A 12793-nucleotide genomic window follows, 5' to 3' on the forward strand; every position below is an offset into this window, starting at 1 on the left:
CCGTCGTGGAGTGCGGCCGGACGCGACGGTTCCGGCGGCGCCCGGATCCCGGAAAAGAGCAATAACCTCGCGGGCAGTAATGCCACTCGTCCGATGGTGGTAGAAAGTTCGTCGGATCGTGGATCGACCGGATAGCGTTCTGTGCATCGGCGGGGCTCCCGAACCCACGCCGAACACGCCGGTCCGACTCGGACCCCGTACACAACGGAGAAGTAACTGTGCTGAAGAAGGCTGGAATCCTGACCGCCGGCGTCACCGCTGGTCTGCTCGCCATCTCCCCGCTGGCCTTCGCGGGTGACGGCGGCTGGGACAAGGGCCACGGGCACGGCCACCACGGCGGCGACCGCGTCAACGCCGACCAGATCAACAACCTGGAGAAGGACCGCATCAGCGGCAACCAGACCGGCCTGGTCAACGTGGGCGACGTCAACGCCCTCAACAACGCCAACGTCCTGGGCTGCTCGCTGAACAGCGCCGACGTCGCCGCCAGCGTCCTGGGCATCCTCGGTGGCCAGGCCACCAACGGCGAGGACGCCCCCAGCTTCAACGACTGCTCGCAGGGCGACCGCCAGGCGAACTTCCAGGACTGAGTCCTGCCGCCGCGATCCGGGACCGTCTTCCCGGATCACGGCCCGCATTTCCGGGAATCCCCCGCTCTTCCGACCGGAGCGGGGGATTCCCGTATGTCCGGACCGATTCTCCGACCCTTTCCCGGCCTTTCCCGGGTGCCTTTCCGGGTGACCCCCGTACGGGTCAGGGATGGTGCGGCAGCACCACGTGCGAGGGGTGCTCGGAATCGTGCAGCACCTCGTAGCGGATCGGTGCGCCGTGCACGGCCGTCGCCGTCCGCTCGCCCGTGCCGGGGTTGCGGGCGAAGCGCGGGAACGCCGCACCCGCGACCTGCACGCGCAGCCGGTGCCCGGCGCGGACGCGGTAGCCGGTCGGGCTGAGCGTCATCCGCACGACGGTCGTCCCGTCCGGTGCGGTGGCCTCGCGCCCGGGCACCAGCCGGTGCATCGCGTCGGTGACGTTCTCCGACCGCCCGTCCGGCGCGACGTCGCAGAGCCGCACGAACACGTCCCCGATGCCGGAGCCGGTGCGCACGTAGACCACCGCCGACACCGGGCCGAGCAGGTCGAGGTCGGACTCCAGCGCCGGTCCGGTCCACACGCACACGTCCGGGCGGGCCTCGACGGCCCGGTTGTCGTGCTGCTTGGACGGCGGCTGCAGCATCGGCCCGCCGACGGTCGGCGTCGGGTCGTCCGGGTCGTAGACGAAGCCCGACGGCTCCGCGGCACCGGCCGGGCGGTCCGGGCCGAGCCCGCCGCCGGCGTCGAGGTACCACTCGGTCGGCCGGGCCTCCGGCGGCGGCCAGCAGGGCAGGTCGGTCCAGCGGTCGGCGTGCTGGACGTACACCCGCACGGGTGCCCGGCCGTCGTGCCCGTCGCCGTGCAGGTGGACCCCGAGCCAGTGCACCATCTCGTGCGCGATCGTCGGCAGCGAGCCGCGGTCGCCGTGCGTCCACGGCCCGATCGTGATCCGGGCGGTCGCGCCGCCGCGCTGCAGCGCGGTGAAGTCGACGAGCTGCCGGTCGAGGAACAGGTCCCACCAGCCGGTCACCATGCACACCGGGGGCATCGCGGCGGCGTCGAAGCCGTCGTGCTCGGCGGGTGCCCAGAACTCGCGCGGGGACTCGGCGTGCTCGACGAAGTCGCGCCAGAACATCACCGGCGCGCCGGTCAGGGCGACGTCGGCGGCCTGCAGCGGCTGCGCGGCCACCGCGCGGCGCTTGCGGCGGCTGAAGACCGGCGTGGCGAGGAAGCCGGTGACCGCGCCCAGGCGCTCCTGGCGGCCGATCTGGTTGACCCAGGTGGCGAGGTTGAGCAGGCCCGGCGCCCCGCCCGGGTAGAACGTGGAGGTGAACTCCGATGCGGTGATGTCGGCGTTCATCGAGCGCAGGCCCGGGTCGGCGTAGGGGGCGACCGCCCACTGGGTGTGGCCGACGTAGCTCGGCCCGACCATCGAGACCTGCCCGTCGCACCAGTCCTGGGCACGCACCCAGGCCAGGGTGTCGAGCCCGTCGGCGCTCTCGTGCAGGAACGGCCGGAACTGCCCGCCGGAGCCGAACGTGCCCCGGGTGGACTGCACGAGCACCTGGAACCCGCGCCGGGCCAGCAGCGACCCGATGATCGAGCCCAGGCCGTCGCGGCCGTAGGGGGTGCGCATCAGCACCGTCGGTCGCGGCCGCAGCGGGCCGGGGGCGCGGTAGAGGTCGGCGAGCAGCACGACGCCGTCGGAGAGCGGGACCCGCAGGTCGCGCTCGCGCACGTAGGGTCCGGCGTCGCCGAAACCGAGCCGACGGTCGACCAGGCGCTCCGTGAGCGCGGTCATGCGCACCTCCCCCTCGCCCACCCCCTGCGGGCACCCTCGATCGTAGGAGAACCCGGTTGCCCCGACCGTGCACGCCCGGTAGCCAGACGATCGTGCCCGCGCCGCCCGCCACCGCGCCCGTGCTCACCGACGGGACGGTGACCCTGCGCGCCCCGGCCGCCGCCGACGTCCCCGGGATGCTGGAGGCCTACCGCGACCCGGTCGTGCAGCGCTGGACCAGCCTGGACCCGGCCTCCGGCGAGCGGGAGGCCCACGAGTGGATCGCCGCGTCGGCGCGCCGGTGGGCCGGTGGCCGGCAGTTCGTGTGGGCGGTCGAGGCCGCCGACGGCGGCCGCCCCCGCTGGGCCGGGTCGGTCGACCTGCGCCGCGACCCGGTCCCGTCGGTGGGGTTCCTGCTCGCACCGTGGGCCCGTGGCCGCGGGTGGGCGAGCCGGGCGCTGCGGCTCGCCGCGGACTGGGGCTTCGACGTCGCCGGGTTCGCCGCGCTGCACTGGGACGCCCGCGCCGGGCACGTCGCGTCCTGGCGGGTCGCGCACGCCTGCGGCTTCCGCTTCGACGGCGTCCGGACGCTGGCGCTGCCCGCGGAGGGCGGGCTCGTCGACGCGTGGACGGCCGTCCTGCTGCCGGGCACGCCCGTCGCGGACCGGGAGCCGGCGACGACCTGGTGGCCGCACCCGGTGCTCGACGGCGACGGCGTCCGGCTCCGCCCGCCCTGCGCGGCGGACCTCCCGCGGCACGTCGAGTCCTGCAACGACCCGGACGCGCGCTGGTGGAGCGCCACGCTGCCCGTCCCGTACACCGACGACGACGCCCGCCGCTGGCTGCGCGCCCAGCAGCTCGAACCGTCGCTCGGCGCCGCCGTCACCTGGACGGTCGCGGACCCGGACGACGACCGCTACCTCGCCGTCGTGACGCTGTTCGGCACCGACCGGCCCTACACCCCGACCGGCGCGGAGATCGGCTACCGGGCCCACCCCGACGCCCGCGGCCGCGGCGCGGTGTCCGCGGCGGTGCGCCGCCTGGTGGCCCACGCCTTCACCCCGGTCGCCGACGGCGGCATGGGCCGCCACCGGCTGCAGATCGGCGCCGCCGCGGACAACGCCGCCAGCCGCCGCGTCGCCGAGCGCGCCGGGTTCCGGCTGTGGGGGACCCCGCGCGGCGACGGCGTGCACGGGTTCGCGAACGAGATCGTCGACGACGGCGTCTGGTACGAGCTGCTCGCCGGGGACCCGGTGCCGTCGCCGTCCGGAACTGTCGGGGGTACGCCGTAGCCTGCCCGCCGTGCGGATCATGCGGATGTCCTGTTGCGGCACCGAGTGGGTGGGGCCGGACCGGGCGCACTGCTGCCGCCGCTTCGGCGGCTGCGGCGCCGTGTTCGACGACGCCGAGCTGTGGGACGCCCACCGCACCCGCGGGGTGTGCGTGGGCGACCCGCGAGAGCTCGGCCTGGTCCCGACCCGCAACGGCATCTGGCTGCGGGCGCTCGACGCGACCCGCTGACCGGCGCGGGGTCAGGGCGGCCCGCGGGTGATCCCGCGGAACACCGCGTCGGCGCCGCCGGGGTTGCGCACCCGCACCAGGTTCAGCCCGGTGAACCACAGCACCGACCCGGCCGCGAACGTCCGGCTCCCGCCGGCCGCGCAGCACAGCTCGATCTCGCCCGCGTCGACGACGACGAGCGCGCCCCGCCACTCGTCCTCGACGTGCGGCCGGACCTCACCGGGGGCGAGGACGACGGTGCGGGTGTGCGCCGGCCCGGCCTCGATCATCGCTCCACCCCCTCCCCGTCGGCACGGTGCGGGCACGCGCCCGCACCCCGATCGACCGTCCCCGTGCCCGGAAGTCATCGGTGCCCGGCGACAGGGTGTCCTGCCCCACCCGGACGGGGACCGTTCGCGCGCCACCGGCCGCCGGTCACCCACCGCCCGGCGCCTCCCGGGTCGGGTACCTCCCCGCGCTCCTAGTACGTTCGCGCGACCAGCACCGACGCCCGTGCGACGGCCCGCTGGAAGGGGGAAGGACACCGTGACGCAACGACGCCGTCCGCGGTTGCAGGCGATCGAGGCGACCTCGCTGCCCGCCGCGCACGCCCGCGCCCGCGACGCCCGGCGCCGCCACCCGGTCGTGAACGACCCGGTGGCCGCGGAGGTCGCCGACGGCCTCGACCTGGGCGCCGCCCCCGGCCGCGCCGACACCCTCGCCACCCTGCTGCGGGTCGCCGTCCTCGACGAGTGGGTGCGCGACTTCGCGCGCCGGCACCCGGACGGGACCGTCGTCGAGCTCGGGCCGGGCCTGGGCGACCGGGCCCGGCGGCTGGGCGCCGAGGGGCCCGCGCACTGGGTCGACGTCGAGCTGCCCGGGGTGGCCGAGCTGCGCCGCGAGCTGCTCGCCGCGCCGGCCCACCTCGTCGCGGGCTCGGCCCTGGACGAGGACTGGCTCGAGCTGGCCCGCGACCTGCCCGGGCCGCACCTCGTCGTCTCCGACCGGGTGCTGACGCTGCTGCCCGAGCAGGGCGTGCAGCGGATCGTGTTCACCGCGGCGCGGATGCTGCCCGGGGCCGAGCTGGTCACCGACCTGCTCTCCCGGGCCGCGGCCGACCGGCTCGCGTCCGGGCCGCTGCGGGAGATGGCCGTGGACTGGACGTGCGAGGACCCGCACGAGCTGGAGCCGTGGGGGCTGCGCCTGACCGGCCACTGCGACGCCGGCGCCCCGCCCGCGGCCGTCGCGGCCCGGCTGCCCCGGCCGTCGCGGGCGCTGGCCGCGGCGCTGCGGGCCACCGCGCTGCGCGGCGAGCGGCTCGCGCGCTACGAGATCCTCGCGGCCTGAGCCCGGCCCGGCCCGGCCGCGCCGTGGCCCGCCCCGGCTCCCCGGTCGGGCGGCCACGGCGCGTGCTGCGGGCGCCGGCCCCCGCCGGCGTCCGCACCCCGCAGGGCACGACCGGTAGTACGAGCGCGCCCCGTCCGGGTGACGCGCCGGGTCGGCGGATCATCAGAACTGTGGACGCCGCCCGCGGGTAGGGTCGCGCAGGTGACCTCCCCGAGTGCCGGAACGCCGGAGGCGGACCCCGCGGAGGTCGGTCTCGACCCCGCCCGGCTCGCCCGGATCGACACCCACTTCCGCCGCTACGTCGACGACGGCCGCCTCGCCGGCTGGACCATCGCCGTCGCCCGGCACGACCGGCTCGTGCACCTGTCGCACCACGGCCGGCGCGACGTCGACTCCGGCACGCCCGTCACCGACGACACCCTGTGGCGCATCTACTCGATGACCAAGCCGATCACCTCGGTGGCCGCGCTGATGCTCGCCGAGCGCGGCGCGCTCGAGCTCACCGACCCGGTGTCGCGCTGGATCCCCGCGTTCGCCGAGCAGCGCGTCTACCGCGGCGGGTCCGCGCAGAACCCGGGGACCGAGGCCGCGCGCGAGCCCGTGCGGGTGCACCACCTGCTCAGCCACACCGCCGGCCTGACCTACGGCTTCCACCACGCCCACCCCGTCGACGAGATCTACCGCGCGAAGGGCTTCGAGTTCGGCGCCCCCTCCGGCATGGACCTCGCGACGGCGTGCGAGCACTTCGCGTCGTTCCCGCTGCTGTTCCAGCCCGGTACGGAGTGGAACTACTCCGTGGCCACCGACGTGCTGGGCCACGTCGTCGAGGCCGCCTCCGGACGCCGGCTCGACGAGTTCCTCCGCGAGGAGATCACCGGCCCGCTCGGGATGACCGACACCGTGTTCTCGGTGCCCGAGGGCTCGCCGCAGGCGCAGCGGCTCGCGACCCTCTACAACGCCCGGCCCGGCGGCGGGCTGGTCGAGAACAAGGTCCTCGCCCGGGCGGCGACCCGCGAGCCCACCTTCCTCTCCGGCGGCGGCGGGCTGCTGTCCACCACGGGGGACTACCTGCGCTTCGCCCGGATGCTCGCCCGCGGCGGCGAGCTCGACGGCGTGCGCATCCTCGGCCCGCGCACGCTGGCCCGCGCCACCCGCAACCACCTGCCCGGCGGCGGCGACCTCGACTCCGTCGGGCGGCCCATCTTCGCCGAGTCCGCGTTCGCCGGGGTCGGGTTCGGGCTCGGCTTCTCCGTCGTCGTCGACGGCGCCGCGACCAAGGGCTTCGCCAACGAGGGCACGTTCGCCTGGGGCGGACTGGCGTCGACCGCGTTCTGGGTGGACCCGGTCGACGACATCGCCGTCGTCTTCATGACCCAGCTCGTACCCTCCAGCACCTACCCCATCCGATCCCAGCTCCAGACGCTGGTCCAGCAGGCGGTGACCGACCGATGACCCCACCGAGCCCCGCGCTCGCCTTCACGATCCGGACCCTCGTCGTCGCCGCCGCCCTGTGGGTGGCGACGGTGCTGGTCGGCGGGATCCGGCTGGAGAGCGCCACGACGAGCACCTCGATCCTCACCCTGATCGGCGTGGCCCTGGTGTTCGGGCTGGTCAACGCCGTGGTGAAGCCCGTCGTGGCGACGCTGGGCTGCCCCCTCTACGTCCTCACGCTCGGGCTGTTCGCGCTCGTGGTGAACGCGCTGATGTTCCTGCTCACCGGCTGGCTGTCCTCGGTGCTGAACCTGCCGTTCGCCGTCGACGGGTTCTGGGCCGCCTTCTGGGGCGCGATCGTCGTCGGGATCGTGTCGTTCTTCCTGCACCTGGTGATCCCGGACCGGTTCGACGGCCGCTGAGCCCGGCCGCCGCTCCGGTGCTCAGACCGGCCAGGTCTCGCGGCGGTGGGCCCCGTCCCAGAACATCCACTCGTAGCGCGAGGTCGTCGTGAAGTGCTCGCGCATGCGGGCCAGCTCGTCGTCGGAGGCGGTCGCGCCGATCCGGTCGGTCGCGTCGAGCACCGCCTCGACGACGTCGTGGAACTCCTCGCCGGCGTACATGTCGATCCAGCGCTGGTAGACCGGGTCCGGCGACCCCGCGCCGACCAGGTGCTCGCCGACCCGGCCGTAGATCCAGTAGCAGGGCAGCACGGCGGCGACGCCCTCGGCGTAGGACCCGCCGTACGCGGCGGCGAGCAGGTAGCTGACGTAGGCGCGGGTGGCCGGGGCGACCGGCAGCGTGCGGGCCTGCTCGGAGGTCAGGCCGAGCGCGCCCAGCAGGTCCGCGTGCAGCTCCCGCTCCGCGGCGATCGCGCCGGCGGCGTGCTCGGCGAACATCAGGGTGTCGTCGTCGGTCGGGGCCTTCGCGGCGCACACGGTGAGCGCCTTCGCGTAGCCGCGCAGGTAGTGCGCGTCCTGGACGATGTAGTGCCGGAACGTCTCGTGCGGCAGGGAGCCGTCGGTGAGCCCGGTGACGAACGGGTGGTCGAGGATCGCGGCGTACAGGGTCTCGACGTCGGACCAGAGCAGGTCCCGCGTGCGGTCGGCCATGCCGTCACCGTATCCGCGCCCGGCGGCCCCGGCGCCGGTGATCGACCCGGCAACACCGCGGTGACCCGCCGTGCACGGGCCGGTGACACCGCGGCTGAGACGCTGCGCACGTCCGGTGGCGGACGGCCGGGCGTGCGTCACCATGGGGACAGGCGGGCCACTCAGCGCGGAGGACGCGCCGCAGTCCAGTCCCCGACGCGGAGGTGAGGGCATGAGCCAGCCCACTGCCATGGATCACCACGAGAAGATGCGGATGCGGGCCGCCGCGTTCCGCGCGACCCGCATCTACCCCGGCCCGGTCGGCGAGCTCATCTCGCGCGAGCTGCTCGGCTGGGAGGACTTCGGTTACCGCCTCGGCGGCAACGGGCTGGTGGCCGGCCTGGTCGACCACGTCATGAAGGCGACACCGCCGGACCGGTCGGCGCGCCCCGACGCCGCCTGAGCCCGCTCAGCGCAGGGTCGTGACGGCGACGTCGGCGGCCGCACCGGTCGGCGGGTTGCCGTCGGTGAGACCGGCGAGCGCGGCCGAGACGACCAGCATCGCCGCGATCGTGGTGAGGCTGCCGACCCGGCCGAGCACGACCAGTGCCCGTGCCGCGGCCGAGGGCTGCGGCGACGCGTGCCGTGCGACCGGGCGCCCGGTGGACCGCGCCGGCGGCATGACCGGGCCCGCGGTGGGCGTCACGGGCGCGGGCCGGGCCGGGCGCGCGGTGGGCGTCACGGGTGCGGACCGGGCCGGGCGCCGGACCGCGGCCGGCGGGACCGGGCGCGCCGCCGAGCCGGGCGAGGCCGGGCGCGGGGCCGGGACACCGGGGACCTGCGGCGAGGTCGAGCGCTCGCGGCGCGGCGCCGGCACCTCCACGTGCTGCTCACGGCGACGGTGACGCCCCTCGGCCGCACCCGGCACGACCGCACCGCCACGCGGGGCGGGGACGGGCGGCACGGTGGCGCCGACGGGGCGACGCGGGCTGGGGATGCGGACGGCGGGCGCGGACATGACGATCACCACGATCTCGGGGGAGTCGATACGGGGTTTCCTCGGGATCCGGTGCGCGCCGCCGGTTCCTGCTTCTGCCCCGTCTGTCGTGTCGTACGTCCAGCCTGTTATCCGGTCACCCGTTCCGCCAACCGTCGGAGTGACTACTCCACCCGACGGAGGGACGGTCCTACCCGCCCGGCCGCCCCGTCGTCACCAGGCGTCGCCGCCCGTCACCCTTTCGCCACCTCCGCCGGAGGGGTCGGGAGCTGCTCGCGCAGGTCGCGCTTGAGCACCTTGCCCGCCGCGGAGACCGGGATCGCCTCCACCACGTACACCTCGCGCAGCCGCTGGTAGGGCAGCAGGCCCTCGTTCAGCCCGTCGACGGCGGCGCGCACCGCGGCCCCGTCGGCGGCGGGCGCGGTCAGGAACGCGACCGGGTGCTCCCCGTCCACCCCCACCGGGCGCCCGACGACCGCGGCACCGGTCACCCCGGGCAGCCCCATCAGCCGCTCCTCCAGGTCGCGCGGGTACACGTTGTAGCCCTTGTGGAGCAGCATGTCCTTGAGCCGGTCGACGATGCGCAGGTAGCCGTCCCCGTCGAGGACGCCGACGTCGCCGGTGTGCAGCCAGCCGTCGTCATCGAAGGCGGCGGCGGTCTCGTCGGGGCGGTGGTGGTAGCCGCCGGTCACCTGCGGGCCGCGGATCCACACCTCGCCCTCGGCGCCCGCGTCGAGCTCCTCGCCGTCCGGGCCGGAGATCCTGATCTCCGTCCCGGCGACCGGCAGGCCGACGGTGCCCACCCGGCGCTCGGCCGAGCGCCCCGCCGGGCCGAGCGTGGCGGCCATCGTCACCTCGGTCAGGCCGTAGCCCTCGGAGACGACGAGGTCCTCGCCGAACCAGTCGCGCAGCGCGCGGATGATCTCCACCGGCAGCGGCGCCGCCCCGGAGGTCAGCGACCGCACCGAGGACAGGTCGCCCGCGGCGTCGCGGTGCGCCAGCAGCGCCGCGTACACCGGCGGCGCCCCGGACAGCGAGGTGACCGCGAAGCGGGAGGCGTCGGCGAGGTAGGCGCGCGGGTCGAAGCGGGCGTGGACGATCGTCGTCGCCCCGGTCAGCAGCGGCACGTGCAGCCCGCCGATGGTGCCCATCGCGTGGAACCACGGGGCGATGCCGATGACCCGGCCCTGGCCGATCGGCGTCGGGAACTCCGCGGCCGGGCCGGGGTCGGTCAGCACCACACCGGGGCCGTGGGGGGTGTCGACGACGCCCGGCCGCGCGCCGGTGCCCCAGCACGCGGACTGCAGCGCGTTGGTCAGGACGTGGCGGTGCGCGACCCGCACACCCTTGGACCGGCCGGTCGTGCCGCCGGTGTAGGCGAGGTGGGCCAGGTCGCGGTCCGGGTCGAGCCCGGGGTCGGGGTCCGGCGGCGTCGCCGGGTGCCCGCCCAGGTGCGCGCCCAGCCCGGTCACGTCCGGCGGCAGGTCCTGCGGGTCGCCCTGCGCACCGGTGGCGAGCACCCGGCGCAGCGCGGTCGCGGGCCGCGCGGCCAGCACGGCGGGCAGCGCCGCCTCCCAGCTGACGACGACGGCGGCGCCCGCGTCGGCGAGCTGCGCGCCCAGGTCGGCCGGGCCGAGCAGCGGGTTCGCCGGGGTCACCGTCGCCCCCGCGAGCAGCGTCCCCCAGTAGGCGACGGCGTACTGCGGGCAGTTCGGCAGGTGCAGCGCGACGACGTCGCCGCGCCCGATCCCGTCCGCGCGCAGTGCGTGCGCGAACGCCGACGCCCGGGCCAGCAGGCCGCGGAAGGTGACCTCGTGCCCGGCCTGGTGCAGCACGACGGCGTCGCCGAACGTCGCGGCCGCGCCGAGCAGCGTCGCGGTGGCCGGCAGCGCCGGGACCTCCAGGGCCGCGACGGGGGAGCGGGCGATCACGCGAGCACCCCCGCCCCGCCGTCGGCGACGACCGGCAGCCGGGTGATGCCGTTGATGAACATCGAGCGCAGCCTCCGGGGTTCGCCGGTGACGGCCACCCGGGGCGCCCGCCGCAGGAGCTCGGTGAACAGCGTCGCGAGCTGCCGCCGCGCGAGGTGCGCGCCCAGGCAGAAGTGCGGTCCCGGCCCGCCGAAGCCGAGATGCGGGTTGGGGGAGCGGCGGACGTCGAAGACCTCCGGGTCGGTGAAGTGCTCCGGGTCCCGGTTCGCCGACCAGTAGAACAGCGCCGTCTTGGCCCCGGCGGGCAACTCGGTCCCGCCGACGACGGTGGGCTCGGACAGCGTCCGTCGCATGTAGATCACCGGGGACGACCAGCGGACGATCTCCTCGATCGCGGTCGGGGTGACGCCCGCCGGGTCGGCCAGCCAGGCGGCGCGCTGCTCCGGGTTCTCGGTCAGCAGCTGCAGGCCCCAGCTCGTGGCGTTGCGGGTGGTCTCGTTGCCGGCGACGACGAGCAGCACGAAGAAGCTGGCCAGCTCGTCGTCGGTGAGGCGCTCGCCGTCGATCTCGGCGTTGACCAGCGCGGAGGTGACGTCGTCGGTGGGCTCGGCGCGGCGGGCCGCCCCGAGCTCGCGCATCAGCGCCGCCAGCTCGCCGCCCGCGGTGAGCAGGGCGGTCACGATGTCCGCACGGTCCGGGACGTACTCCGGGTCGCTCGCCCCGAGGATGACGTTGGTGCGGTCGTAGACGAAGCGGTGGTGGCTCTCGGGCACGCCCATCATCTCGCAGATGATCCGCAGCGGGAGCCGCGCGGAGATCGCCTCGACGCCCTCGACCTCGCCGTCGGCCAGCAGGTCGTCGACGATCTCGCGGGCGGTGCGCTCCACGGTGTCCTGCAGCCCGGCGAGACGGCGGGGGGTGAACCCGCGCGAGACGATGCGCCGCAGCCGGGCGTGCCGCGGGTCGTCGGTGTTGATCATCGATCCGAAGAACTCGAGGAACGCGTCGGGCATGTCCGCGACCGACGTCGCGCCCGGCCCGGAGCGGAACACGCCGGGTGCGCGGGAGGCCTGGACGACCTCGTCGTAGCGGGTCAGCGCCCAGTAGCCGGGGCCCGGCTCGGGGACGGGGCCGGGCGGCTGCTCGAAGAAGCGCGGACCCGGTGCGGAGCGCAGCGCGTCGAACGCGGCGGCCCGGTGCTCCAGGGGCGCGGGCCAGAAGTGATCCAGATCCGACAGGTCGATCCCGTCGGTGCCTCCGTGGTACCCGGTGCGGGCCTGCGTGTCCGGCATCGTCGCCGTCCTTCCCGCCGCGCTGGTGCGGCACGGCCGACCCTAGGTACGCACCGTGGTGCGCGTCACGGCCCGTGCGGGCCGGGGTGGGTCCGGGCGGGACAGCGGCCCGGGTGCGCGCGCGGTCAGGTGGGTGGTGCCACCAGCCCGCGCGCCACCGCGACCGCCACCGCCTCGGCGCGTCCCGACGCGTCCAGCTTCGCCATCGCGCGCGACAGGTGGACGCTGACGGTCTTCTCGGAGATGAACAGCTGCTCGCCCACGGCCCGGTTGGTGAGCCCCCGCGCGACCTGCTCGAGCACCGCCTGCTCGCGGGGCGTGAGCGGTGAGCCGGGGGGACCGGCGGAGGGCCGCGACGCGAGGTCCCCGGCCCGGTGGGTCAGCGCCTCGACGGCGTCGGCCAGCGGGCGGGCCCCCAGGCGCCGCGCCTGGGCGGCGGCCGAGGCGAGGTCGCCGGCGGCGGCGCGCCGGTCGTCGTCGCCGTGGCCGGACCCCGCGGCGCGCTCCAGCCGCGCCCCCGCCCGCCGCCAGCGGGCGTGCGCGGCGCGGTAGCCGTCGCCGTAGGCGGCGAACGCGTCGACGACGGCGTCCCACGGCTCGGGCCCCGCGACGCCCGCGGCGCGGGCGGCCTCCGCGCGCGCCCGGGCCAGCCAGGCCCGCCCCGCCGGGCCGATCCCGGTGCCCCGGGGCCGGCCCTTCTCCGCGGTCACCGCGGCGGCGGACGCGAGCTCCGCGGCCGCCGCGGCGTGCTCCCCGGCGCGGCCGGCGCCCGCCCCCCGCGCGGCGACGGCCCGGGCGGCCGCCGCGGCGGCGCCCAGCGCGCACAGCGCCCGC

14 protein-coding genes are annotated in these 12793 nt (G+C 76.2%); 7 read left to right on the plus strand and 7 right to left on the minus strand.

Going from position 1 to position 12793, the window contains the following annotated elements:
* Positions 1-218 precede the first annotated feature (218 nt).
* The gene (locus WJX68_RS17105; RefSeq protein WP_340292036.1) at positions 219-590 is read left to right on the plus strand and encodes a hypothetical protein; all 372 of its coding nucleotides are present in this window, start codon (positions 219-221) and stop codon (positions 588-590) included.
* A gap of 163 nt (positions 591-753) precedes the next feature.
* Here WJX68_RS17105 and WJX68_RS17110 read toward each other — a convergent pair whose 3' ends face one another.
* Positions 754-2391: a CocE/NonD family hydrolase gene (locus WJX68_RS17110; protein WP_340292038.1), complete on the minus strand. Its 1638-nt coding sequence runs from the start codon at positions 2389-2391 to the stop codon at positions 754-756.
* Positions 2392-2483: 92 nt separating this feature from the next.
* On the opposite strand from WJX68_RS17110, the gene WJX68_RS17115 reads away from it, so the two are divergent.
* Both WJX68_RS17115 and WJX68_RS17120 read left to right on the plus strand, forming a co-directional pair.
* Entirely contained in the window at positions 2484-3662 is a 1179-nt protein-coding gene (locus WJX68_RS17115; protein ID WP_340292040.1) for a GNAT family N-acetyltransferase, read from the plus strand.
* A 19-nt stretch (positions 3663-3681) separates the two neighbouring features.
* Positions 3682-3891 (plus strand): FDXHR family putative zinc-binding protein, encoded by a 210-nt coding sequence (locus tag WJX68_RS17120; RefSeq protein WP_340292088.1) that lies wholly within the window; start codon positions 3682-3684, stop codon positions 3889-3891.
* 11 nt (positions 3892-3902) lie between these two features.
* Here WJX68_RS17120 and WJX68_RS17125 read toward each other — a convergent pair whose 3' ends face one another.
* Positions 3903-4160 carry a hypothetical protein gene (locus tag WJX68_RS17125; RefSeq protein WP_340292042.1) on the minus strand — a complete coding sequence of 86 codons (258 nt, stop codon included), beginning with the start codon at positions 4158-4160 and terminating at the stop codon, positions 3903-3905.
* Positions 4161-4416: 256 nt separating this feature from the next.
* Between WJX68_RS17125 and WJX68_RS17130 the strand changes: the two genes are divergently transcribed.
* The 3 genes from WJX68_RS17130 (at position 4417) to WJX68_RS17140 (ending at position 7070) form a co-directional block, all read left to right on the plus strand.
* Complete coding sequence (locus tag WJX68_RS17130) at positions 4417-5217, plus strand: class I SAM-dependent methyltransferase (protein WP_340292044.1); 801 nt, start codon at positions 4417-4419, stop codon at positions 5215-5217.
* A gap of 201 nt (positions 5218-5418) precedes the next feature.
* Positions 5419-6669 (plus strand): serine hydrolase domain-containing protein, encoded by a 1251-nt coding sequence (locus WJX68_RS17135; protein WP_340292046.1) that lies wholly within the window; start codon positions 5419-5421, stop codon positions 6667-6669.
* On the plus strand, positions 6666-7070 hold the full coding sequence (locus WJX68_RS17140) for a phage holin family protein (protein ID WP_340292048.1): 405 nt from the start codon (positions 6666-6668) through the stop codon (positions 7068-7070). The genes WJX68_RS17135 and WJX68_RS17140 overlap by 4 nt, the downstream gene beginning before the upstream one ends.
* 21 nt (positions 7071-7091) lie before the next feature.
* Here WJX68_RS17140 and tenA read toward each other — a convergent pair whose 3' ends face one another.
* Positions 7092-7760: a thiaminase II gene (gene tenA, locus WJX68_RS17145; RefSeq protein ID WP_340292049.1), complete on the minus strand. Its 669-nt coding sequence runs from the start codon at positions 7758-7760 to the stop codon at positions 7092-7094.
* A 211-nt stretch (positions 7761-7971) separates the two neighbouring features.
* Here tenA and WJX68_RS17150 point away from each other — a divergent pair, with 211 nt between their 5' ends.
* On the plus strand, positions 7972-8202 hold the full coding sequence (locus tag WJX68_RS17150; protein ID WP_340292051.1) for a hypothetical protein: 231 nt from the start codon (positions 7972-7974) through the stop codon (positions 8200-8202).
* Positions 8203-8208: 6 nt separating this feature from the next.
* Here WJX68_RS17150 and WJX68_RS17155 read toward each other — a convergent pair whose 3' ends face one another.
* The 4 genes from WJX68_RS17155 to WJX68_RS17170 all read right to left on the minus strand — a co-directional run.
* Positions 8209-8757 carry a hypothetical protein gene (locus WJX68_RS17155; RefSeq protein ID WP_340292053.1) on the minus strand — a complete coding sequence of 183 codons (549 nt, stop codon included), beginning with the start codon at positions 8755-8757 and terminating at the stop codon, positions 8209-8211.
* A 212-nt stretch (positions 8758-8969) separates the two neighbouring features.
* Positions 8970-10667: a class I adenylate-forming enzyme family protein gene (locus WJX68_RS17160; protein WP_340292055.1), complete on the minus strand. Its 1698-nt coding sequence runs from the start codon at positions 10665-10667 to the stop codon at positions 8970-8972.
* Positions 10664-11959, minus strand: coding sequence for a cytochrome P450 (locus WJX68_RS17165; RefSeq protein WP_340292057.1), 1296 nt, complete (start codon positions 11957-11959; stop codon positions 10664-10666). Before WJX68_RS17165 ends, WJX68_RS17160 begins: the two co-directional genes overlap by 4 nt.
* A gap of 125 nt (positions 11960-12084) precedes the next feature.
* Positions 12085-12793: helix-turn-helix transcriptional regulator (locus WJX68_RS17170; protein ID WP_340292059.1), on the minus strand; the 709-nt coding region annotated here is incomplete at its 5' end.

Source organism: Pseudonocardia spirodelae (assembly GCF_037727765.1).
Classification (GTDB): domain Bacteria; phylum Actinomycetota; class Actinomycetes; order Mycobacteriales; family Pseudonocardiaceae; genus Pseudonocardia; species Pseudonocardia spirodelae.

Excerpts from the sequence above, each read along its gene's own strand:
- WJX68_RS17125 (WP_340292042.1), bottom strand. The coding sequence starts at position 4,160 with ATGATCGAGGCCGGGCCGGCGCACACCCGCACCGTCGTCCTCGCCCCC.
- WJX68_RS17150 (WP_340292051.1), top strand. The coding sequence starts at position 7,972 with ATGAGCCAGCCCACTGCCATGGATCACCACGAGAAGATGCGGATGCGG.
- WJX68_RS17120 (WP_340292088.1), top strand. The coding sequence starts at position 3,682 with ATGCGGATGTCCTGTTGCGGCACCGAGTGGGTGGGGCCGGACCGGGCG.
- tenA (WP_340292049.1), bottom strand. The coding sequence starts at position 7,760 with ATGGCCGACCGCACGCGGGACCTGCTCTGGTCCGACGTCGAGACCCTG.
- WJX68_RS17165 (WP_340292057.1), bottom strand. The coding sequence starts at position 11,959 with ATGCCGGACACGCAGGCCCGCACCGGGTACCACGGAGGCACCGACGGG.
- WJX68_RS17140 (WP_340292048.1), top strand. The coding sequence starts at position 6,666 with ATGACCCCACCGAGCCCCGCGCTCGCCTTCACGATCCGGACCCTCGTC.
- WJX68_RS17155 (WP_340292053.1), bottom strand. The coding sequence starts at position 8,757 with ATGTCCGCGCCCGCCGTCCGCATCCCCAGCCCGCGTCGCCCCGTCGGC.
- WJX68_RS17110 (WP_340292038.1), bottom strand. The coding sequence starts at position 2,391 with ATGACCGCGCTCACGGAGCGCCTGGTCGACCGTCGGCTCGGTTTCGGC.